Source organism: Actinoplanes sp. CA-015351 (assembly GCF_050955685.1).
Lineage (GTDB): Bacteria > Actinomycetota > Actinomycetes > Mycobacteriales > Micromonosporaceae > Actinoplanes.
Window position 1 is genome coordinate 8,351,654 of sequence record NZ_CP192102.1, and the last position, 22,149, is coordinate 8,373,802.

The 22,149-nt window shown below is 68.9% G+C and carries 20 protein-coding genes; 14 read left to right on the plus strand and 6 right to left on the minus strand.

All coding sequences use genetic code 11. From position 1 onward, the window contains the following. Nucleotides 1–11: 11 nt before the first annotated feature. From ACQP2E_RS37995 to ACQP2E_RS38005, 3 genes are all read right to left on the minus strand, one after another. Nucleotides 12–995: a type VII secretion protein EccB gene (locus tag ACQP2E_RS37995; RefSeq protein ID WP_433827753.1), complete on the minus strand. Its 984-nt coding sequence runs from the start codon at nucleotides 993–995 to the stop codon at nucleotides 12–14. 13 nt (nucleotides 996–1,008) lie between these two features. After that, entirely contained in the window at nucleotides 1,009–2,139 is a 1,131-nt protein-coding gene (locus ACQP2E_RS38000; protein ID WP_433827754.1) for a magnesium and cobalt transport protein CorA, read from the minus strand. 133 nt (nucleotides 2,140–2,272) lie between these two features. After that, complete coding sequence (locus ACQP2E_RS38005) at nucleotides 2,273–3,367, minus strand: PLP-dependent aminotransferase family protein (RefSeq protein ID WP_433827755.1); 1,095 nt, start codon at nucleotides 3,365–3,367, stop codon at nucleotides 2,273–2,275. A 106-nt stretch (nucleotides 3,368–3,473) separates the two neighbouring features. Between ACQP2E_RS38005 and ACQP2E_RS38010 the strand changes: the two genes are divergently transcribed. From ACQP2E_RS38010 to ACQP2E_RS38020, 3 genes are read left to right on the plus strand one after another with little or no spacing between them, the layout of a single operon-like run. Continuing rightward, nucleotides 3,474–4,205, plus strand: coding sequence for a sugar phosphate nucleotidyltransferase (locus tag ACQP2E_RS38010; protein ID WP_433827756.1), 732 nt, complete (start codon nucleotides 3,474–3,476; stop codon nucleotides 4,203–4,205). After that, nucleotides 4,193–5,254: an iron-containing alcohol dehydrogenase family protein gene (locus tag ACQP2E_RS38015; RefSeq protein ID WP_433827757.1), complete on the plus strand. Its 1,062-nt coding sequence runs from the start codon at nucleotides 4,193–4,195 to the stop codon at nucleotides 5,252–5,254. The genes ACQP2E_RS38010 and ACQP2E_RS38015 overlap by 13 nt, the downstream gene beginning before the upstream one ends. Beyond that, nucleotides 5,229–5,954 carry a CDP-alcohol phosphatidyltransferase family protein gene (locus ACQP2E_RS38020; protein WP_433827758.1) on the plus strand — a complete coding sequence of 242 codons (726 nt, stop codon included), beginning with the start codon at nucleotides 5,229–5,231 and terminating at the stop codon, nucleotides 5,952–5,954. Before ACQP2E_RS38015 ends, ACQP2E_RS38020 begins: the two co-directional genes overlap by 26 nt. A 573-nt stretch (nucleotides 5,955–6,527) precedes the next feature. On the opposite strand, the gene ACQP2E_RS38025 is transcribed toward ACQP2E_RS38020, so the two are convergent. Together ACQP2E_RS38025 and ACQP2E_RS38030 are read right to left on the minus strand one after the other, a co-directional pair. Next, nucleotides 6,528–6,734, minus strand: coding sequence for a hypothetical protein (locus tag ACQP2E_RS38025; RefSeq protein WP_433827759.1), 207 nt, complete (start codon nucleotides 6,732–6,734; stop codon nucleotides 6,528–6,530). A gap of 222 nt (nucleotides 6,735–6,956) precedes the next feature. After that, complete coding sequence (locus ACQP2E_RS38030; protein WP_433827760.1) at nucleotides 6,957–8,129, minus strand: glycosyltransferase family 4 protein; 1,173 nt, start codon at nucleotides 8,127–8,129, stop codon at nucleotides 6,957–6,959. A gap of 135 nt (nucleotides 8,130–8,264) precedes the next feature. Here ACQP2E_RS38030 and ACQP2E_RS38035 point away from each other — a divergent pair, with 135 nt between their 5' ends. The 11 genes from ACQP2E_RS38035 (at nucleotide 8,265) to ACQP2E_RS38085 (ending at nucleotide 21,839) form a co-directional block, all read left to right on the plus strand. Continuing rightward, entirely contained in the window at nucleotides 8,265–9,125 is an 861-nt protein-coding gene (locus ACQP2E_RS38035; protein ID WP_433827761.1) for an Fpg/Nei family DNA glycosylase, read from the plus strand. Nucleotides 9,126–9,309: 184 nt separating this feature from the next. Continuing rightward, on the plus strand, nucleotides 9,310–10,896 hold the full coding sequence (locus ACQP2E_RS38040) for a sugar transferase (protein WP_433827762.1): 1,587 nt from the start codon (nucleotides 9,310–9,312) through the stop codon (nucleotides 10,894–10,896). 990 nt (nucleotides 10,897–11,886) lie between these two features. Further along, nucleotides 11,887–13,080 (plus strand): sensor histidine kinase, encoded by a 1,194-nt coding sequence (locus ACQP2E_RS38045; protein ID WP_433827763.1) that lies wholly within the window; start codon nucleotides 11,887–11,889, stop codon nucleotides 13,078–13,080. Beyond that, on the plus strand, nucleotides 13,077–13,814 hold the full coding sequence (locus ACQP2E_RS38050) for a LytR/AlgR family response regulator transcription factor (RefSeq protein ID WP_433827764.1): 738 nt from the start codon (nucleotides 13,077–13,079) through the stop codon (nucleotides 13,812–13,814). The genes ACQP2E_RS38045 and ACQP2E_RS38050 overlap by 4 nt, the downstream gene beginning before the upstream one ends. 242 nt (nucleotides 13,815–14,056) lie before the next feature. After that, nucleotides 14,057–14,740 (plus strand): response regulator transcription factor, encoded by a 684-nt coding sequence (locus ACQP2E_RS38055; protein ID WP_433827765.1) that lies wholly within the window; start codon nucleotides 14,057–14,059, stop codon nucleotides 14,738–14,740. Then, nucleotides 14,737–15,789, plus strand: a complete 1,053-nt coding sequence (locus ACQP2E_RS38060) for a HAMP domain-containing sensor histidine kinase (RefSeq protein WP_433827766.1) — start codon at nucleotides 14,737–14,739, stop codon at nucleotides 15,787–15,789. The genes ACQP2E_RS38055 and ACQP2E_RS38060 overlap by 4 nt, the downstream gene beginning before the upstream one ends. Before the next feature lie 62 nt (nucleotides 15,790–15,851). Continuing rightward, entirely contained in the window at nucleotides 15,852–17,369 is a 1,518-nt protein-coding gene (locus ACQP2E_RS38065) for a DUF4153 domain-containing protein (RefSeq protein WP_433827767.1), read from the plus strand. A 31-nt stretch (nucleotides 17,370–17,400) separates the two neighbouring features. Then, a complete protein-coding gene (locus ACQP2E_RS38070) occupies nucleotides 17,401–17,802 on the plus strand; it encodes a hypothetical protein (protein ID WP_433827768.1) in 402 nt (133 codons plus the stop codon). Beyond that, nucleotides 17,799–19,424 carry a cation acetate symporter gene (locus ACQP2E_RS38075; protein WP_433827769.1) on the plus strand — a complete coding sequence of 542 codons (1,626 nt, stop codon included), beginning with the start codon at nucleotides 17,799–17,801 and terminating at the stop codon, nucleotides 19,422–19,424. The genes ACQP2E_RS38070 and ACQP2E_RS38075 overlap by 4 nt, the downstream gene beginning before the upstream one ends. 40 nt (nucleotides 19,425–19,464) lie before the next feature. Further along, nucleotides 19,465–20,250, plus strand: coding sequence for an ABC transporter ATP-binding protein (locus ACQP2E_RS38080; RefSeq protein WP_433827770.1), 786 nt, complete (start codon nucleotides 19,465–19,467; stop codon nucleotides 20,248–20,250). Further along, a complete protein-coding gene (locus ACQP2E_RS38085) occupies nucleotides 20,241–21,839 on the plus strand; it encodes an ABC transporter permease (RefSeq protein ID WP_433827771.1) in 1,599 nt (532 codons plus the stop codon). The genes ACQP2E_RS38080 and ACQP2E_RS38085 overlap by 10 nt, the downstream gene beginning before the upstream one ends. Here ACQP2E_RS38085 and ACQP2E_RS38090 read toward each other — a convergent pair. Next, nucleotides 21,836–22,063, minus strand: a complete 228-nt coding sequence (locus ACQP2E_RS38090) for a hypothetical protein (protein ID WP_433827772.1) — start codon at nucleotides 22,061–22,063, stop codon at nucleotides 21,836–21,838. The two genes, ACQP2E_RS38085 and ACQP2E_RS38090, sit on opposite strands and share 4 nt — an antisense overlap. Nucleotides 22,064–22,149: the final 86 nt, after the last annotated feature.

A 22,149-nucleotide genomic window follows, 5' to 3' on the forward strand; every position in this document is an offset into this window, starting at 1 on the left:
GCATTAGGCCGTCAGGCTCGGCCGGCCCGGACAGGATCCAGGGCCGGCCCGGCCGGCAGCTGTGCGAGAAACCGCTCCGGCACTCGGAGCGGTGTGACTCCCGCGTACCCCAGCTTGCCCAGCAGGTCAGCTCCGGCCAGCTCGAAGCGCTGTCCCGAATCGGTCACGAGGTGAATCTCGTCACCGTTCGACGAGACGAGCGCCCCCTTGCCCCTCGGCACGTGCACAGCGCCTGACCGGAACGTGGCGTTCACGCGTACCCCGGCCTGGGTCTGATCACCCGCAAGGGTGACGCACGCACTTGCTGGAGCGTCGCTTGGCCGGGGATTTCCGGCCGGATGGCCGGGCGCGGCAGGGATCGCGCCGAGCCAGTCCTCGGGCACCGGCCAGGCCGCCAGATTCGGCTCATTATCGGTCAGGGCATAGCTGCGACCTTCAAAGATCATTTGGGTACGCCCAGCGGCCCGCACCACAAGCCCACCGGTCAGCGGCAGACCGCCGGACGGGGCCTCGCCGACCAGCAGAGTCGTCGCCCGGCCGGCCGTGCAGAGCGACCACGGCCCGGTCAGAAGGTCGCCGGCAGCCGGCAGCGCATCGGGCGCGCCAGGGATGCCGAGCGGCTCACCCAGCGGCACCTCCGCCAGTTTCGCCGCGCCGATCGTGCGCAACTCAGGTGTATCACCGCTGGTCAGCAGCAGACCGGACGTGTAGTTGAGCACCGGGTGCAACCGGCCGTCGGACGGCAGATAGACGTAACGCGTGCCGGTACGCCGCTCCAGCAGGATCGCGCCTGGATCGGTCGCCTCCGTCCGGCTGTGCCCGGTGAACAGGCCATATGCGGCAGCGGCACCGAGCGCGACCGCCGCCACGAGCAGACCGGCAAGCGCGCTCACACCACCGCGGCGCAACGGCGGCCGCGGCGGATCGGGGTCGTGGGTGACCACCGCGGCGACAACACGTTGCACCGAGAACCGGTACGAGTGCAGCTCATGCACCCGTCGATTATCGCTACAACCAGCCGTTGCGGCGGAACGCGCGATAGAGCAGGACCGTGATGAGCGAAAGGATCGCGACCAGGCCGGGATATCCGTACTTCCAGCCGAGCTCGGGCATGTATTCGAAGTTCATGCCGTAGATGCCGGCGAACGCGGTCCAGACCGTGGCGATACCGGCCCATGCGGCGATCTTGCGCATGTCGTTGTTCTGGTCGACGGTCACCTGCGCGAGCCTGGCCTGCAGGATCGAGTTGAGCAGGTCGTCGTAGGAGGACACCTGCTCCACCGTGCGGGTCAGGTGATCCTGCACGTCCCGGAAGTAACGCCGGATCTCCTTCGGCACCACGCCGTGGCTGGACGTGATCGCGGCGAGCGGGCGCTGAAGCGGCACCACAGCGCGGCGGAACTCCACGAGCTCACGCTTCAACTGGTAGATCTGCTGGATCGGGGCGGTCCGGTCCCGGGAGAACACGCCCTCCTCGATGATGTCCAGGTCAGCCTCGACCTGGTCGGCGACCTCGAGGTAGTGGTCGACCACGCGGTCGGTCACCGCGTACGCGACTGCCCAGGGACCCTGCTCCAGCAGCGCGGCCCGGCGGGTCTCCAGGTCGGCCCGGACCGGCGCCATCTCGGACGCGTCACCGTGCCGGACCGTGATGACGAACCGCTCCCCGATGAAAATCATCATCTGGCCGGTCTCGACCACCTGCGAACTCTCGGTGAGCTCCTGGTGAGGCACGTACCGGGCGGTACGCAGCACCAGGAAGTGCACCTCGCCGAACTGCTCCAGTTTCGGCCGCTGCTCCGCCTTGACCGCGTCCTCCACGGCCAGTTCGTGCAGGCCGTACGTCCGGGCGATCGCCGCCATCTCGTAGTCGCTCGGGTGATGCAGCCCGAGCCAGACGAAACCGTCCTTGCGGGATGCCTCGATCAGCGCCTGGTCCGGGGTGAAGTCACCGGGCAGCCGCTGGCCGGCCACGTAGACGCCGCAGTCCACCACCGCGGTGGTGGCACCCGGGTTATCCGGGTGATCCGGGTGATCCGAGCCGTTGGTGAGGAACGGGTTGATCGCCCGCATCCGTTCGGCCCAGAGTTTCCCGAGGGGCCGGCCACGTGTCCAAGCTCCCTGTTCCCGCTCAGCCATGCCAACCTCCCCCGGTCGCGGCGATGTCCGCCAAACCCGTCGAGGCTACCCGTTCGGGTCCGGGCCGGTCCGGGTTGTCCCGGACCGGCGCGGCGAAGCTCAGCCGGGTTGTCCCCAGCCGCCGTGGCGAAACTCAGTCGCGGACCTCTTCGATGGCCTCGGCGATGCGCCGCACACCCTCGTCGATCTGGTCGACGGTGACCGCCGAGTACGCCAGACGCAGCGAGTTCTTACCGCCCTCAAGCAGGAAGTCACTGCCCTTGACGACGGCGACACCCTTCTTCATGGCGGCCGGGAAGAGCTTGTCCACGTTCACGTCGGCGGGCAGGTCGACCCAGAGGAAGTAACCACCGTCCGGCTCGGTGAAGGTAGCGCCGGGGATGTGCTTGCGGATCGACTCGGCCAGCACCCGGGCCCGCTCGCCCAGCGCCGCGCTGACCGTCTGCACCGACTTCTCGATGTCGCCGGAGACGCAGAACTGGTGAACGATCGCCTCGGAGACCATGCCCGGGGAGATGTAGAGGTTGGTCGCCTTCTTCGCGATCGCGTCGATCAGCGCGGCCGGGCCGACCAGGTAACCCACCCGGACACCCGGGCAGACCGTCTTGGTGAAGCTGGAGGCGTGCACAACCGTGTTGTCCGAGTCCATCGACAGCATCGAGGGCAGCGGCTCGCCCCGGAAGCGGATGTCGACGTACGGGTCGTCCTCGAAGATGATGAATTCGTACTCGGCGGCGAGGGCGAGCAGCGCCTGCCGCTTCTCCAGCGAGAGCGTGAGGCCAGCCGGGTTCTGGTAATTCGGGATGATGTGCGCGAGCTTCGGCCGCACGCCGGACTCGAGCAGGCCGCGCAGCTCGTCGATGTCGATGCCGTCTTCGCGCAGCGTCACCTGGTGCACCTTGGCGCCGAGGTTCTGCAGGTTGAGCAGGGTGCGGTCGTAGGTGGGCTTCTCCACGACCACATCGTCACCGGGCTGCACCAGGTGGCCGAAGAGGAACGCGTCCGCCTGGAGTGAACCGTTCGTCACGATGACCTGGTCGGCGGAGACGTTGTGCTTGTCGGCGATCCACTTCCGCAGCGGGAGGTAACCGACGGAGGTGCCGTAGGCGGTCACACCGGCCGGGTCGGCGTCGAAAGCGCGTGCGGCGGCGGCTTTCAGGCCCTCCACGTCGACGATGTCCAGCGACGGAGCGCCACGGGCAAAGGAGATCAGCTGCTCAGCGGTCATGGTCCCCAGCTTAGAAGCTGGGTCTATACCATTTTCTGGGTGGTCCTTGCGAGTACGGCTATCCTCGCTGGGCACCTTCACACCATATTTTGGAAGGAACCACCCCATGATCGGTTTGGTACTCGCTGCCGGCGCTGGGCGCAGGCTGCGCCCGTACACGGACACGCTGCCGAAAGCGCTGGTCCCCGTGGACGGCGAAACCACGATCATGGATATCTCGCTGCGCAACCTCGCAGCCGCGGGGCTGACCGACGTGACGATCGTCGTCGGCTACCGCGCCGAGGCCGTCGAGGTCCGAGTCGACGCTTTCCAGCAGAAGTACGGCGTAAAGATCTCCCTCGTGCACAACGACAAGGCCGAGGAGTGGAACAACGCGTACTCCCTGTGGCTCGCCCGGGACCATTTCGCCCAGGGCGCGCTCATGGTGAACGGTGACACCGTCCACCCGGTGAGCGTGGAGCACACGCTGCTCGCGAACCGTGGCCCGAGCATTCTTCTCGCTGTCGACACTGTGAAGAAGCTCGCCGACGAGGAGATGAAGACCGTCTTCAATGAAGATGGACAGCTCACCAAGATTACGAAGCTGATGGAGCCCTCCGAGGCCTACGGCGAGTACATCGGCGCCAACATCATCGAGGCGTCCGCGGCCGGCAAGCTGGCCGACGCGCTCAAGGCCACCTGGGAAGCCAACCCGGACCAGTACTACGAGGACGGCTTCCAGGTGTACGCGGACCGCGGTGGCGAAGTCCGTGCCGCCCCGATCGGCGACCTGTCCTGGGTCGAGGTCGACAACCACGACGACCTGGCGAAGGCCCGGGAAATCGCATGCCGCTACTAGCCCGTAGCGTCCAGACCCCGCTGCACATCGAAGTGCGGCGGGGCGCGGTCGCTGACCTCGGCAAAATCCTCGTGGACGGCCGGATCTCCTCCGGCGGCGAGGTTGCCGTGGTGGTCGGTCCGGGCCTCGGCGAGCAGGTCGTCGACCTGCTCCGCCCGTCGCTCAAATCGGCCGAGATCTTCGTCACCGGCGGTGGCACCCTCGACGCCGCGCTGGAGCTCTCCAACGAGCTGCGGTCCGGCCACTACGACGCGGTGGTCGGCATCGGCGGCGGCAAGACCGTCGACACGGCGAAGTACGCGGCCAGCCGCTGGGGCCTGCCGATGGTGTCGGTGGCGACCAGCCTCGCCAACGACGGCATCGCCTCCCCGGTGGCAAGCCTGGTGAACGACGGCATCAAAGGCTCGTACGGCGTGCACATCCCGTTCGGCGTGATCGTCGACCTGGACTTCGTGGAAAACGGTCCGGACCTGGTCAACCGGGCCGGCATCGGCGACGTGATCAGCAACATCAGCGCCCTGGCCGACTGGGAGCTCGCCCGCGAGGTCCGCGGCGAACCGGTCGACGGCCTGGCCGCCTCGCTGGCCCGGATGGGCGCCGAAGCGGTACTGACAATGCCCGGCGACATGACTGACGACGCGTTCGTCACCGTGCTGGCCGAGGCGCTGATCTCCAGCGGCCTGGCGATGGCGGTCTGCGGCAGCAGCCGGCCGTCCAGCGGTGGCTGCCACGAAATCATGCACGCCATCGACTCGCTTTTCCCGGAAACCGCGTCGCACGGCGAACTGGCCGGGCTGGGCGCGCTCTTCTGCACGTTCCTGCGCGGCGACGAGCGGCGCTTCGCTCAGATGGCGGACTGTCTCGCACGGCACCAGCTGCCGCGTACGCCGTCCGACGTCGGGCTGAACGCCGACCAGTTCGTCCGCGCCGTCGAATTCGCCCCCCGGACCCGTCCCGATCGCTACACGATCCTGGAGCACCTCGCGATGTCCCCCGAGGAGATCCACCGAAAGCTGACTCAATATGACGACGCCGTCGCAGCCCGCTGACACCCGGCCGACCGCCGCCGACTACTACGCGGTGAACCGGGGTGGTGGCCTCTTCAGCGAGGCCGTCAGCCAGCGGATCGGCGCACGGATCGCGGTGCAGGCACACAAACACCACCTGTCGCCGACCGTCATGACCGTTTTCAACCTGGGCCTCGGCGTACTCACGTCGTTCCTGGTGATCGCGGCAGCCGGCCCGGTCGCCGACGGCAGCGTCTGGGCCGCGCCGATCGGCTTGCTCGCGCTCATCGGCTGGCAACTCGCGTACGCGTTCGACTGCTCGGATGGTCAGCTCGCGCGTGTCACCGGCCAGTCCAGCCCGGCCGGGGCACGGCTCGACGTGCTCTGCGACGTAGCGGTGCAGTCGTCGCTGGTGGCGGCGCTGGCCGCTACGGCGAAAGCGCAGGAGCCGGATACACCGGCCTGGTTGCTGGCCGCCTTCGCAGCGACCTGGATGGTCAACCTGGTCACGTCGGTGATGCAGGGTGGGGACCAGGCATCGAGCATGGTGTCCAGCCGGGCGCTGCCGGTACGGGCGGCCAAGCTGATCCGCGATTACGGCGCTGTGGTGGCGCTCGCGGGTGTGGTTTTGACGGTAGCGCCACAGTGGACGGTGTGGTTCGTCGCGCTGTTCACGCTGATCAACGGCGGTTTCTTGGCGGCGAGCATCGCGTTTACGGGGCGAGCAGCCCTACGCGGCTGACGCTCGGCCAGCCGGCGGGCGCCGCACTGGGCCGCCGCCGCGCCGGCCGGCGTCGCGTCAGCTGGCCACGCACTGGGCCGCCGTCGCGCTGACCGGCGTTCCGCGGCTTACCGTTCACAGATCTCGGCAAGTTCGGGTCGCTCGGGTTTCGCCATGTGTGGAGCGGTAGCGGGTTCGGGGTGGCGCGACGGTGTCTCGGTGTCTCGGTGTGGCGGTGTGGCGGCTTCTCGGTGTGGCGGCTTCTCGGTGTCTCGGTGTCTCGGTGCGAGGCGCCGCTCGGAGATCTTGTGCGGTTTGGCCGACCGATCGACCACGAGTGCACGAGTTTGCGGGACGGCCGTCCGCGGCATGTCGATTTCGGGTGGTTTGGGAGCGTTATGGTGATGCTCTGCTACCACAGCAGGTGAACAGCGCCAGATCTTGGAGACTCGTGGGTGTTCTATGCGCTGTTTTATGCCCACCGTTCCAAGGTTCGGCGTGGCGAACCCGGAGCTTCACCGATCTTGTGGACTTCGGCGAACCGTTTGCGTGTAACTCCGCAAGATCGACCAGGCCCTATTCGATCTTGCGGAGCTACGCGTACACGTCTGCGGAGAAGTCCACAAGATCCAGGCCGAGCGGCGCCGCGCGGAACCAGGCGAGGCGGCGCAGAGCGGGGCGGCGCGGGGCAGAGCGCGGGCGGCGCAGCGCAGAGCGGGGCGGCGCGGCGAAGAGCGGCGCGGCGCGGAACCAGGCGAGGCGGCGCAGAGCGCGGGGTGGGGTGCCCGCGACGGAGGGCATCAGCGCCCGGCATGACAGTGAACCTAGCGCCGTGACTACTCGCGGTCCGTATCGAAAACCCCGTCAGCCTGGCGGATCCACAGACCCACCAGTCGTTACGCGACCAGCCCGGTCACCTCCCGGCGGGACCGCAAGTGGCGAAAATCCAGGGCTCGAAATACAGGCCCAACGTGCCAACACCGCAATCTTGCGCCGCCGAACTCACCAAACTCCCCGCCCAACTCACCCCCCCGCGTACGCCATATCCACATAAATCCCAATGAGCCGCTTAGTAAGTACATCCGGCTGGAAATGCCGCAGATACCGCTCCCGAGCCGCCACCGCCGCCCCGGCCGCCCCGGCCCTCGCCGCCGGCAACACCGCGGCAAGCGCCCCCGGCTCAGGCTGCGCCAACCACCCGGCAGCCTCCGCACCCTCACCCACCATGTACGGAATCCCGCCCACAGCAGTCCCGAGCACCGCCCGCCCCGCCGACATCGCCTCCAGAATCACCGTAGGAAGCACGTCCTCCCAGGTAGGCGCAGCAATCACAACAGCCGACGCGTTCCGAGCGGCATTCATCTCAGCTCGATCCAGCGGCCCCAGATAAATCACGTCACCCCGCTCGGCGGCCGCCTGCTCGGCAAGCGGCCGCAGCTCGCCGTCCCCGGCGATCCGCAGCACCCCGAGCGAACCGTCCGGATGCCGCCGCCAGGCCTCCAGCAGCAGGTGGAGCCCTTTCTCCGGGCTGAGCCGCGCGCCGTACAGAAACCCATCACCCAATGGCGCCGGCTGGCCCGGATCCGGCAGCCCGTTCGGCTTGATCACGATGTGCTCGGGCGGCACCCCGTAATCCACCAGGTGCGCGGCGATCTTGTCGGTGAGCGCGATGTACCGATCCACCGAGCGCCAGGTCGGCCGGTGCACCGCGAGCGTGGTAGCCATGATCGCGCTCTGCGCCGCCGAGCCGCGGTAACACCGGTGCTTGATCGCCGGCCAGCCGAGAACCTTGCCGCGGCAGTCCCGGCAGTTGTGCCCGTCCCGGAAGTAGAGCCCGGACGAGCAGACCTGCCGATAGTTGTGCACGGTCTGCACGACGGGCACACCGTGAGCATGCGCGGTCCGGATCACCCACGGCGAGAGCAGTGGGTACGGGTTGTGCAGGTGCAACACATCCGGCTTCTCCGACTTGAGCAGATTCCTCAAATCTTCCTGCGCTGATGCCCCATAGATCGGGGAGATCGGCAGCAGCGCCTTCTGCACAGCCGGCATCTCCGCGATCGAGTCGGAACTTCGCTGGAACGGCACCACGGCAATCCCGGCCTCCCGCAGCTGACCGATCTCCGTGTCGACGATGACGTTCTCGCCGGACGGAATGGCCTCGCGATACCGGTTGTGCGCAACCACCACCTTCATGGCCGGAGCCTACTGGTCGCGAACTGCGGGACTCGCTGCGCTCACTCCTCGCCCGCGACAGCGCCTACCGGTCACGAACTGCGGGGCTCGCTGCGCTCACTCCTCGCCCGCGACAGAAAACGCTACCGTGAGGGAGTGCCCGAACTCCCTGAGGTCGAGGCGCTCGCGGCGTACCTTCGCGAGCGCGCGGTCGGCCACACCGTGGAACGCTTCGAAGTGGCCTCGTTCAGCGCGCTGAAGACGTACGATCCAGCGCCCACCGCCCTCGCCGGCCTCCCGATCACCGATGCCGGCCGGCACGGCAAGTTCCTCGACGTCAGCCTCGGCGAGAACCTGCACCTCGTCGTCCATCTGGCCCGCGCCGGCTGGCTACACTACCGGGACGCGTTCAAGTCACCGGCGCCGCTCAAGCCGGGCAGCGGCCCGATCGCGGTCCGGCTCCGGCTCGACGACGGCTCCGGTTTCGACCTGACCGAGGCGGGCACCCAGAAATCGCTCGCCGTCTACCTGGTCCGCGACCCCGCCGAGGTGCCCGGCGTGTCCCGGCTCGGCCCGGACGCGCTTGCCGTCTCCCGCGACGAGTTCGCCGAGCGGCTCCGAGCCCAAAAGGGCCAGATCAAGGGCATCCTGACAAATCAGGAAATAATTGCAGGGATCGGCAACGCGTACTCCGACGAAATCCTGCACGTGGCGAAGATGTCGCCCTTCGCACTGACCGGCAAGCTCACCGACGACCAGATCACCTCGTTGTACGAAGCGATGCGTGAAGTGGAGACGGACGCCGTCGAGCGTTCGGTCGGGCAGAAAGCGGCCGAGCTCAAGGGCGAGAAGCGTGCCGGCATGCGGGTGCATGCCCGGACAGGGCTGCCCTGTCCGATCTGTGGCGACACAGTGCGGGAGGTCTCGTTCGCCGACAAGAGCCTTCAGTACTGCCCGACCTGCCAGACCGGCGGCAAGCCGCTCGCCGACCGGCGGCTCTCCAAGCTGGTGCGATAAAAGGTGAAACTGCCACCGCACCGTCACGCAGGGTATGCATTGGGATTGCTGCCACAACGTCACCTTCTCTCCGGCCGATCCATCGGTATAGTGGCCCGGTCCCTGGCAACCGTTATGACGCGAACGGGTATCGGCGGACCCGCCGACGACCCAGAGGCCGTGGCGGTGCGTAATCTTTTTCCGGATGCGGGAGGACGTAGGCGAAGTGACGACTAGCCTGCATCGCCCAACAACCGACAGCAGCCGGAGCCAGCCCGTGGGGTACGAAAGCTTCGAGTGGCAGGAAACTCCGCCACCGAGCAATGGCGTACCCAGATCTGCCTGGACCCGGCAGCGCCGAGTCTCTCGCTGGCACCGGCCCTACACCTTCGCCCTGGTGATCGTCGACCTGCTCTCCGCCCTGGTGGCGAGCTACATCGCCGACACCCTGCTGGAGAAGTCGAAGAGCGGTTTCATCAACCGCTCCTGGGGCCTCTTCGACGGCATCGAGCTGTTCAACTTCTTCGCGTACATCGTGCTCCCCCTCGGCTGGCTGCTCCTGCTCTGGACGGCCGGCACCTACGACCGGCGTTACCTCGGTCTGGGCAGCGAGGAATTCAAGCGGGTCGTGCGTTGCTCGGTCACTGTTGTCGCAACCGTCTCCCTGCTCGCGTTCGCCACCAAGACCGACCTGTCCCGCGGCACTGTCGCTACGGTGTCGCTGAGCGCGCTGGTGTTGATTCTGGTCAACCGCGCGATGGCCCGGCAGATTCTGCACTACTCCCGGCGTCGCACCGGTTACGGCGCGCACCGGATGGTCCTGGTCGGCACGCTGCCCGAGGCGATCGAGGTCTACACCCACGTCACCCGGAGCCCGGCCGCCGGCCTGATCCCGGTCGCGATCCACCTGACCGACGGCATCTCGGCCGCCCGCGGAATAGAGACTCCGGTCCCGGTTTTCGCCGGTCGTGACGTGCTCACCCTGGTCCGCGAGGTCGGCGCCGACACGATCGCGGTCTGCGGCTCGGCCAGCGCCGAGCCCGGCGAGCTACGCCGTCTGGCCTGGCAACTGGAGGGCACCGGCGTCGACCTGGTGGTCGCACCGCAGCTCACCGACATCGCCGGTCCCCGCGTGCACATCCGCCCCATCGAGGGCCTGCCCCTGCTGCACGTCGAGGAGCCGACCCTCTCCGGCCCCGGCTGGCTGATCAAGAACCTGATGGACCGGGTCGCGGCCGCTCTCGGCCTGCTGCTGATCAGCCCGATCCTCGCAGTCATCGCGATCGGCATCAGCCTGTCCGACCCGGGTCCGGTCTTCTTCCGCCAGACCCGCGTCGGCCACGACGGCCGCACGTTCCGGGTGTGGAAATTCCGGACGATGTACCAGGACGCCGAGGAACGCAAAGCCACTCTCGAAGAGCTCAACGAGTCCGACGGCATGCTCTTCAAGATGAAGCACGACCCGCGAATCTTCGCGTTCGGCCAGAAGCTGCGAGCCACCTCCCTGGACGAGCTCCCCCAGCTGATCAACGTGCTCAAGGGCGAGATGTCCCTGGTCGGCCCCCGCCCCCTCCCCGCCGACGACGGCGACTACCTCGGCGACGTCCGCCGCCGCCTGCTGGTCCGCCCCGGCATCACCGGCCTCTGGCAGGTTTCCGGCCGCTCCGACCTCTCCTGGGACGAGGCGGTCCGCCTGGACCTCTACTACGTCGACAACTGGTCACTCACCTACGACCTCTCCATCCTTTGGCGCACCATCTGGGTCGTCCTGAAGCGCAAGGGCGCTTACTAAAAAAGATCAACCCCCTCTCGCAGCGGGGCGGTGAGTACAGACCGCAGCTCCCGCCGAGGGCCCGGCACAGGCCGCTGGCCGCTACGCGTCCAAACCGCAGCCATGCACCGCGCGACCTGCGCAATTGGCCGCGCCCTTCTCCTATCACCCCCGCCCCCACAAAAGGCATCCCAAGCGAACCGCCACCAACTCCCCGCGCACGAGACCCACGGCACCAAGAGCCCACCGTGCGCCCCCACCGAGGGTCGTCCCGTGACCCCAGCCCGCACGCACGAGCCCACCGTGCGCCCCCACCCACGGCCGCCACGAGCCCACCGTGCGCCCCCACCCACGCCCGCCAAGAGCCCACCGTGCGCCCCCACCCACGCCCGCCAAGAGCCCACCGTGCGCCCCCACCCACGCCCGCCAAGAGCCCACCGTGCGCCCCCACCCACGCCCGCCAAGAGCCCACCGTGCGCCCTCACCCACGCCAAGGGCTGTTCCGTGACCCCAGCCCGCGCGCGAGCCCACCGTGTGCTCTCGCGCCGTCTCGGCGGCCGGCAACGGAGACCAGGGCGCACAGAACTGCTGCGTGCAGCCTCATCCACGCCATAGCAATGACCCGGGCACACGCAACGCCAACGTGCGACCTCATCCCGCCGAATCGCCGCCAACGTGCGACCTCACCCACCCGGTTCGGTAGAAGGCCACCGTGAACCCTCAACTCGGCGCGACAAGAAACCACCGTGGGCTCTCAGCCCGGACGGACCCGCAACCACCGTGTGCCCTCAGCTCGGGTGGACCCGCAACCACCGTGTGCCCTCAGCTCGGGTGGACCCGCAACCACCGTGGGCCCTCAGCTCGGGTGGACCCGCAACCACCGTGTGCCCTCAGCTCGGGTGGACCCGCAACCACCGTGTGCCCTCACCCCGGACGGACCCGCAACCACCGTGGGCCCTCAGCCCCGGGTAGGGATGGTGTTTCGGGGCGGGACACGCGACTATCTGCTGCGTGGCGGGACAGGTCGGCAGTGCTCTCTCGATTCTTGCTGTGCTCGCCGCGCTAGCCGCCGCCGTAGTCGCAGCCCTACGGCTTCGGGCACGGCGGGGGATTGCCACCGCGATGCAGCGAGCCACCTACGACGTGCTGCACACCGCCGCCCTGGCCGCCGAGCCGCTGCGGGCCGGGCTCACCCCGGCGACCGCGGGCAAGGCGGTAAAACACCTGCGGACCCTGGTCGGCGCGGTCGGGATGGCGATCACCGACGGGCAGCGGTGCCTTGGGTACGACGGACGGGGCGCCCACCACACCGAACAACTCACCGCCGCCGCGCGCCGGGCCACGAGTACCCAGCGTTCCGTCGTACTCAATGGGTCTGATCTTCCTTGTGACCGCGTGGATTGTGTGGTTCGGGGAGCGGTGATCGCGCCGCTGAGCGGGCCGGACGATCAGACGACGGCCGCGCTGGTGGCGGTGGCTGATGATCAACCGGCGCCGGGGCTGGTGCAGGCGACGCTGGAGGCCGCGCGGTGGGCCGGTTCGCAGCTGGCGCTCGCCGAGCTGGAGTCGTCGCGGGAGCGGCTGGCCCGGGCCGAGGTGCGGGCGCTGAGAGCTCAGATCAGCCCGCATTTCATCTATAACGCGCTTACCGCGATCGCCTCGTTCGTCCGCACCGATCCGGAGCGGGCGCGGGAGCTGATTCTGGAGTTCGCCGAGTTCACCAGGTACTCGTTCCGGGCGCACGGCGAGTTCACCACGCTCGCCGAGGAGCTCCGGTCGATCGATCGTTATCTGACGATCGAGCGCGCCCGGTTCGGTGACCGGCTTCAGGTACGCCTCCAGATCGCCCCCGAAGTCCTCCCGGTGAACGTGCCGTTCCTGTGCCTGCAACCGCTCGTGGAGAACGCCGTCCGGCACGGCCTGTCCCGTAAGCCGGGCGTCGGTATGGTGAGCATCGAAGCTCGTGACGCCGGAGCCGAGTGTCACATCACCGTGGAGGACGACGGCGTGGGCATGGATCCGGTGGTCTTCTCCTTGAAAAACGATGACACCGATGACGGCCAGCACGTCGGTCTGGTGAATGTGGACGAACGGCTTCGTTCGGTCTTCGGCGATCACCACGGCCTGGTCGTCGAGACAGCGCCCGGTGCGGGAACGAAAGTGAGCATGCGCGTGCCGAAATTCCATCCCCAAGCACGAGCATGAGCCTCGTCGTCCTGGCCGTCGACGACGAGCCACCCGCCCTGGACGAACTCGCCTACCTGCTCAACGCGGACGGCCGGGTCGCACACGTGCACCGCGCCGGCGACGCCACCGAGGCCCTGCGGGTTCTCCGCGACACCGAGGTGGACGCGGTCTTCCTGGACATCCGGATGCCGGGCCTGGACGGCATGGAGCTGGCTCGGATCCTGCGCCGGTTCGCGCAGCCGCCGGCGATCGTGTTCGTGACGGCGTACGACGACGGGGCTGTGGACGCGTTCGACCTGGGCGTCACCGACTATGTGCGCAAGCCGGTCCGGGCGGAACGACTGGGTGAATCCCTGCGCCGGGTGGCCGGCCTGCGCGCGGCGCCCTCACCGGCGACGACCCCTGACGAACCGGCCATCCCGGTGGAGCTGGCCGGCACCACGAAGATGCTGCCCCGGTCGTCGGTGCGCTGGGTGGAAGCGCAGGGCGATTACGCCCGGCTGCACACCGGAGAAGCCTCCCACCTGGTACGCGTCTCGCTCGCTACCCTCGCCGAACGCTGGGCCAACGCCGGTTTCGTGCGAATACACCGGTCCTTCCTCGTGCAGCTGCGCCTGGTCACCGAGCTGCGCCTGACCAACTCGGGGTATGTCGTATCGGTCGACGGCGTGGAATTGCCGGTGAGCCGCCGGCACACCCGAGACCTGAAAGATCGTCTGATTCGGGCCGCAAAACACGACTGGACCCGATAATCCACACGGTTGTCCACAGCCTCACAGACTTCTCCACAGAGTTATCCACAGGCTGACCCCCCGTTTTCTTAAGTCCCGGATCGTCTCCACAGATCCTTTACAAGTCCACCGCCCCCTCTCCGCAGCCGGTTTATAAGCTGCTGACCCATCGGCCGGTGAGTCACGGGGGCGCACCGGCCGCTGCAAGCAGAAAAAAGCCGAGCAGCAGAGAAGCCGAGCAGCAGAGAAGCCGGGGACCGAAAATGGAAACGATCGAGCGGCGAGTCCTCGTGGTCGAGGACGAGCGGGTCATCGCCGACGCCGTGGCCGCCCGGCTGCGCGCCGAGGGTTTCCAGGTCCACCTGGCCGGTGACGGCCCGGCAGCCGTCGAGGCAGCTCGCACGCTCCGGCCGGACGTCGTGGTGCTGGACGTGATGCTGCCCGGATTCGACGGCCTCGAGGTGTGCCGCCGGATCCAGGCGGAGCGGCCAGTTCCGGTGCTCATGCTGACCGCCCGGGGTGACGAGACCGATCTGCTGGTCGGTCTCGCGGTCGGCGCCGACGACTACATGGCCAAGCCGTTCTCGATGCGGGAACTCGCGGCCCGGGTGCACGCCCTGCTGCGGCGCGCGGAGAAGAACCAGGTCCAGCCGGACAGCACCATCGCGCGAGGCGATCTGGAGATCAATTCGTCCGAGCGGCGCGTCACCCGCGCCGGAGTGGAGATCCACCTCACCCCGACGGAGTTCGACCTGCTGGTTCACCTGGCTGGACGTCCGCGCACGGTCGTTCCCCGGGAACGGCTGCTGGCCGAGGTCTGGGGCTGGGCCGACGCTTCCGGGACACGAACCGTCGATTCCCACATCAAGGCCCTGCGGCGCAAGCTGGGTGCGGACCTGATCCGCACGGTTCACGGCATCGGGTACGCCCTTGAGGTCGACCGATGACCCCAGAATTCATGCAGTTCGTCCACAATGTCGTCGCTCGACTCTTCGGCTGGCTTCCCACCCCACTCGACCCGGTCCGCTCGATCAAGGCGAAGCTCTCGCTGGCGCTGGGATTCGCGGGCGGAGTGGGCCTGCTGGTCTTCCTCTGGAGCATCGACTTCTATCGGGTCGACCTGCTCTGGATCGCGATCGCCGCCGCGCTCGGCCTGGTGACGTTGCAGGTCATGGCGCATGGAGCAACAGTTCCACTGCGCGAGATGACGGTTGCCGCCCGGGCGATGGCCCGCGGCGACTACACCCGGCGGATCCGCACCCGCTCGCAGGACGAGGTGGGCGAGCTGGCCTCGGCGTTCAATCAGATGGCCGCGGACCTCGCGGCCGCGGACCGCCAGCGGCGCGAGCTGATCGCGAATGTCTCGCACGAGTTGCGTACGCCCATCACGGCACTTCAAGGCCTGTTGGAGAACATCGTCGACGGCGTGGCCGCGGCCGAGCCCGAGACGATGAGCACCGCCCTGGCGCAGACCCAGCGCCTGAGCCGGCTCGTCACCGACCTGCTCGATCTGTCCCGTTTGGACGCCGGCGTGGTGCCGCTGCGCCGCGACGTGATCGACGTGCCGGCGTTCCTGCACGACGCGGTGCGGGAAGCCACCATGAACGCCGGCGACGGCGTGCGGTTCGAGGTCTCCGCACCTCAGATGTCGATCTCCGGTGACCGGGAGCGGCTGCACCAGGTCCTGGCGAATCTGCTGGACAACGCGGCCCGGCACAGCCCGGCCGGCGGCACTGTCACGGTCCGCGCCGAGCGCCGCGACGAGCATCTGCTGCTCGCCGTGGTGGATCAGGGCATCGGCATCCCGGCCGACGAGCGGGAACGGGTCTTCGAACGCTTCACCCGTGGTGAGCGGGCCACCGGCGGCGGTACCGGCCTCGGCCTGGCGATCGCCCGCTGGGTGGTCCAGATGCACCGGGGTTCCATCGCCGTGGTCGAGCCGGACGGCGACCACGGCTGCCACATCCAGGTAAAAATCCCGCTTCACACCGCCTGACGAAAGGCGAAGCCATCATGCCCACGGCACCTCCAGCTCTACAGACCGGACAAAAGGGAGATTTGCACGGGCCTTGGCCGCCCGCTCGCCGCGACGGCGTGCTCTGGCCCGGCCCCGGCGCCCCGGCCTCCGCACCAACACTGCTGGCGCTGGCCGGCGCCGCGATCGTGGCGGCCCTGACCGTGCCGCTCGACCGGCCCGGCGTCGGCTGGCTGGTCACCGCGATCGCCGGCACAGCGGCGCTGATCGTCGCCCGGATCGTGCCGGGCCGGCCGGGCATACCCCCGTTGGTGCAACGCCCGCAAAAGAAGGGGACGCCGGACCGCTATGTGTGGGCCGTAGCCACGGTCGCCCTGCTGGCCGTCGGCACAATCCGCTCGGCCGACTGGCTCTTCGCGCTCTGTGTGCTGACCGGCACCGTCACCGGCGCGATCGCGATCAGTTCCGGACGTTCACTGAGGGCCATCGCTGTGGCGTACCTCAGTGTCCCGGTCGCAACCGTGCGCAGCCTTCCCTGGATCTCGCGCGGTCTGTCGCGGGTGCGTAGCAGCAGCAGCGGCTCACCGGTACGCATCCTCGGCACCGCCGTGGTCTCGATCGTGCTGCTCGCCGTCTTCGGAGCGCTCTTCGCCTCGGCCGACGCCGCGTTCGCCCGGGTGTTCGAGGCGGCGATTCCGGACATCCGCGGTGACGTGGTGGCCCGCTGGATCTTCGTGGGCGGCTTCACGTTCCTGCTGCTCGCCGGTGCCGCGTTCCTGCGTGCCGCGCCGCCGTCGGTCGGGAAGCTGGACCGCACCGAGGGCCGCAAGGTCGGCTGGCTGGAGTGGGCCGTCCCGCTCGGCCTGCTCGTCCTGCTCTTCGCCGCGTTCGTCGCGATTCAGCTGACCGTGCTCTTCGGCGGCGTCCGATACGTGGTGGAGACCGACGGCCTGACCTACGCCGAGTACGCCCGCGGTGGCTTCTGGCAGCTCTGCGCCGTCACCGTCCTCACCCTCGTGGTGCTGGCCGGCGCGGCCCGATGGGCGCCCCGGCGAACCCCGGCCGACCGGGTCCTGCTGCGTACCGTGCTGGGCAGCCTCGCCGCTCTCACCCTGGTGATCGTCGCCTCCGCGCTGCACCGGATGAACGTCTACACCGACACCTACGGGCTGACCCGGCTGCGGTTGCTCGTCGCTTGCTGCGAGGCGTGGTTCGGTGTGGTGCTGGCGATGGTGTTGATAGCCGGGATCCGGATCCGGGCGCCCTGGCTGCCCCGGGTGGCGATCGCCGCGGGCGTGCTGGCCCTGCTCGGCCTGGCCGTGGCGAACCCGGACCGGATGATCGCCGAGAACAACGTCAGCCGGTTCGAGCGTACGCAGCGCATCGACATGGCCTACCTGGCCGGACTCTCGCCGGACGCGGTGCCGGCACTCGCCGAGATCGCCGACGAGGAGAAGCGCCGCTGTCTGGTGTGGGCGATCAATGATCGTATGTCGCCCGACGACTGGCGCGGCTGGAACCTCGGCCGGCAAACCGCCCGCGAGATCCTCGGAACGTCAAAGCCGGGCCAGGACTGCTGGGAGCTCATCCACCGGCCTTGACATTTCGGCCGGGCCGGACAGACTGCCGGACATGGCCGCCGATCAGCCCACGTCCGCGCCGGACACCACCAGCAGGACCCGGGTCGTGCTGGCCGAGGCGGCGGCCCGGCGCAGCGCCACCGACCCGGCCGGCATCGATCTCACCGAGCAGACCCCGGTCGGTGAGGCGCTGGTGAAAGGGCTGGTCCGGGCACAGCTGGCCCTGGCGCTGCGGCTCTCACTGGTGGTCGTGGCCGGCCTCGGAACCCTGCCGCTGCTGTTCGTGGCGGCGCCCGCGGCCGGCTCGTTCCGGGTCGCCGGGGTGCCGCTGCCGTGGCTGCTGCTCGGCCTGCTGTCGTTCCCGTTCCTGGTCGGCGTCGGTGCTGCGTACGTGCGCTGGGCCGAACGCAACGAGCAGGACTTCGCCGCGCTGATCCGGAGGCCGGAGCGGTGAACCCCTACCTCGGTCCCGGCCTGATCGTGGTGGTGCTGCTGACCGTGGCGATCGGGGCTTACGGCCTGCGGTTCGCGCGTACCACCTCGGACTTCCTGGTGGCTTCCCGATCGGTGAGCCCGACCTGGAACGCGGCGGCGATCAGCGGGGAGTACCTGTCGGCCGCGTCGTTCCTCGGCGTCGCGGGACTGATCCTCTGCTACGGCGTCGACATGCTCTGGTACCCGGTGGGGTTCGCCGCCGGATACCTCGCGCTGCTGCTGTTCGTGGCGGCGCCGCTGCGCCGGTCCGGTGCGTTCACCCTGCCGGACTTCTGCGAGGTGCGGCTACGGTCCCGCACGCTGCGCCGGCTGGCGACCGGGTTCGTGCTCTTCATCGGCTGTCTCTACCTGCTGCCGCAGTTGCAGGGCGCCGGGCTGACCTTCGCCACGATCACCGGCGGGTCGTACGTCTGGGGTGCCCTGCTGGTCGGCGTCGTGGTCACCGCGAACGTGGCTTTCGGCGGGATGCGGGCGATCACCTTCGTGCAGGCGTTCCAGTACTGGCTGAAACTGACCGCGCTGGCCGTACCCATGATCTTTTTGATCCTGCAGTGGCAGTCCGACGGGCGCCCGGCAGCGACGCCGCCGGAAGGCGCGGTCTTCCCGGCCGCCACCACCGTGGTGATCGAGCAGGACGCGATCATCAATGCGAACCAGCCGGTGAAAGCCGGCGAGACCCTGGAGTTCGCGGCCGGCGATCCGGTGCCGCGGATCAGCACTGTCGACGCCGGCTTCGGCGCGGACTGGCTGCTGCCCAGCGGCGACCAGGAGCTGTTCGCGACATATTCGCTGATCCTCGCGACGTTCCTGGGCACGATGGGTCTGCCGCACGTGCTTGTCCGCTTCTACACGAACCCGGACGGCGCCTCGGCCCGGCGCACCACCCTCGTGGTGCTCGCCATGGTCGGGCTCTTCTATCTGCTGCCCACCCTGTACGGCGTGCTCGGCCGGATCTACACACCGCAGCTGCTGATGACCGGCCACACCGACGCGGTGGTGCTGCTGCTGCCGGAGGCCGCACTCGGTGGCGGTCATCTGGGCCGGCTGCTCGGCGCGCTTGTCGCCGCGGGTGCGCTCGCCGCGTTCCTCTCCACCTCGTCCGGCCTGCTCACCAGCATCGCCGGGGTGATCTTCACGGACATCCTGCGGTCCGGCCGCAGCGGCTCGATCCGCGAGTTCCGGCTGGCCACCGTGCTTGCCGCGATGGTTCCGACCGGGTTCGCGCTCTACGTGTCCGACATGGACGTATCGAAGGTGGTCGGCCTTGCCTTCGCCGTCGCGGCGTCCAGTTTCTGCCCGTTGCTGGTGCTCGGCATCTGGTGGCGCGGCCTGACAGATGCCGGCGCCATCGCCGGGATCATCGCCGGTGGCGGCGCGTCGGTGGCCGCCGTGCTGGTCACCGTGCTCGGCCCGCCGCTCTCCGGATGGGTCGCCACGGTGGTGGAACAGCCCGCCGCATGGACCGTTCCGCTGGCTTTCCTGGTGATGGTCGGCGGCTCTTTACTGACCAGCCGGCGGATTCCGGCCGACGTTGGGGCGACCATGCTCCGGCTGCACGCACCGGAGTCACTGAGGGTGTGACCGGTTCCGCCGCAGCGGTTCGGACCGATACGTTCGTCTTATGACCATCCCGGCACAGCGCCTGCCGACCGAACACCCCAGTGCCGCGATGTCGCTGCGGGGACTCGTGAAGAACTTCGACACCCGGCTCGCCGTCTCCGGTGTCAGCCTGGAGGTGCCCGCCGGCTCGTTCTACGGCCTGCTCGGCCCCAACGGGGCCGGAAAAACCACGACCCTCTCCATGGCCGTCGGCCTGTTGCGGCCCGACGCCGGTCAGGCTTTCCTTCTTGGGTACGACGTATGGCGCTCACCTCACGAAGCGAAAGCCCTGGTCGGAGTGCTTCCCGACGGCGTCCGGATGTTCGACAGGCTGAGCGGCCCGGAGCTGCTGGCGTACCACGGGCTGCTCCGCGGCATGCCCGCCGACGTGGTCGACCAGCGTGCCCGTGACCTGCTCGACGTCCTCGAACTCGGCGTCGACAACCGCACCTTGGTGGTCGACTACTCGGCCGGGATGAAAAAGAAGATCGGCCTGGCCTGCGCACTGTTGCACGCGCCCCGGCTGCTCGTGCTGGACGAGCCGTTCGAGGCGGTCGACCCGGTCTCGGCCGCGCTGATCCGCGACATCCTCCAGCGGTACGTGACCGGCGGCGGCACCGTGGTCTTCTCCAGCCACGTCCTGGAGGTGGTGGAACGCCTCTGCTCACACGTCGCGATCCTGTCCGACGGGGTGCTGCGCCTGCACGGCACACTCGCCGAGGTCCAGGCCGATCGACCGTTGCAGGACGTGTTCGTGCAGGTAGTCGGTGGCCGGGTGGCGACCGGCTCGGAGCTGGCGTGGCTGTGACCCCCTGGTCGTTCGTCCGCCTGAAGCTCCGGATCACCGGCAACGGCCTGCGCGGCCGCACCGCCAGGATCGTGGTCTTCGTCCTCGGCGCGGTCGCCGCCGGGTTCGCCGCGGTCGTCGGATACTCGGTCTTCGCGGTTCCCGGCCTGCTCGACAACCCGCGCGCCGCCGGTCTGCTCTTCCCGTTCGGTGGCGCGCTGCTCGTCCTCGGCTGGTTCTTCCTGCCACTGCTCTTCTTCGGTGTCGACGACTCGCTCGACCCGGCGCAGTTCGCGCTTCTGCCGCTGCCCCGCCGCACGTTGATCACCGGCCTCGCTGCCGCCGCGCTGGCCGGCATCCCGGCGCTGGCCACCCTCGCGGCCACGGCCGGAACTGTCGATTCCGCAGCCCGGCTCGGCGGGCCCGGCGCTGCGTTCGCCCAGGTGCTCGGCATCATTTCCGGGCTGGTCCTGTGCGTGGTGATCAGCCGGGCGCTGACCAGCGCGTTCGCCAGCGCGCTGCGGTCGCGCCGGGCCCGCGATCTGGCGACCATTCTGCTGGCCGTGGTGGCCGCATCGATCGGACCGGCCCAGCTGCTGCTGCTCGGGCTGGTGAACCGGGCCGACTGGGACAGCGCCGCCTCGATCGCCTCGATCGTCGGCTGGACCCCGCTCGCCGCCCCCTACACGCTGGGTCTCGATGTCGCGGCGGGACGGGTCTGGGCCGTACCCCTGAAGCTTTTGATCGTGCTCGTGATGATCGCCGCCATGCTCTGGTGGTGGAGCCGCACGATCGAAGCCGCGATGTCCGGCACCGCCGGCAGCCGAGCCATCGGCCGCGCCACCAGGAAGAACGACAATCGTGATCCGGTCGCGCGGCTGCTTCCCCGGTGGGCGCCGCGATCCCGGTTCGGCGCGCTGACGGCACGGGAGACCAGGTACTGGTGGCGCGAGACCCGGCGGCGGGCCGCGCTCATCACCCTCGCGGTCGCCGGGGTCTTCCTGCCGCTCTCCACCGTCTTCGGCACGGGCGGCGCGGGCGCCGGGGGACTCGCGGTTCTGGTGGGCGCGATCGCGCCCATCGGTTTGGCCAACCAGTTCGGGTACGAGGGAAGCGCGAACGCCACCAACCTGGCAACCGGAATCCCGGGCCGGCTGGAGGTGCACTCCCGAGCCGCCGCGCACGCCCTGTTCACCGTGCCGATGCTGCTGCTCGTCGCGATCGTCACCGGGTTCGCGGCGGGCGGACCGGGCGGCGTCCCGGCACGGGTCGGCATGCTGCTGGCGGTGTACGGATTCGGTCTCGCACTGGTGCTGCCGATCTCGGTGCGGTTCGCGTACGCCCTGCCGGATCCGACGACGCCGTTCGCGCTCTCCTCCGGCGGCGGCATCAGCAAGGCACTGCCCAGCCTGGGTGCGATGGTGGGCGCGCTGATCGGCGCGATCCCGGTGCTGATCGGCGCCTATCTGCTCGGCCCGGTCTGGACGTGGGTAGGTCTGCCGCTCGGTGCTGGGTACGGCCTGGGCGCGTACCTGATCGGAGCGAATCTGGCGGGATCCATGCTGGACCGGCGGATGCCGGAGGTGGTGGCCGCGGTGACGACGCGTTAGCGAATCTTGCGCAGCCCGTCGCGTTTCACGAAGATGACCCGTCGCTCAGTGGCGTCACCGGACGGGCCCAGCACGTAACCGTCGATCCAGAGCCAGCCGTCGTAGGTGATCCGCTGATCGACCCGGATCACCCGGAAGGTCAGGGATCGGGCTCCGGCGAACTGGACACTGGCCGCACCACCCACGTAAAGCACGTCCCCGGCCTGGGGCAACGCTTCACTCATAGGCGGGCCGCCTCCCGTCATCACCGCGATCGACATTACCCAAATCGGGTGATCGGATGACAGGTCGGCAACCGTCCACTTTCGAG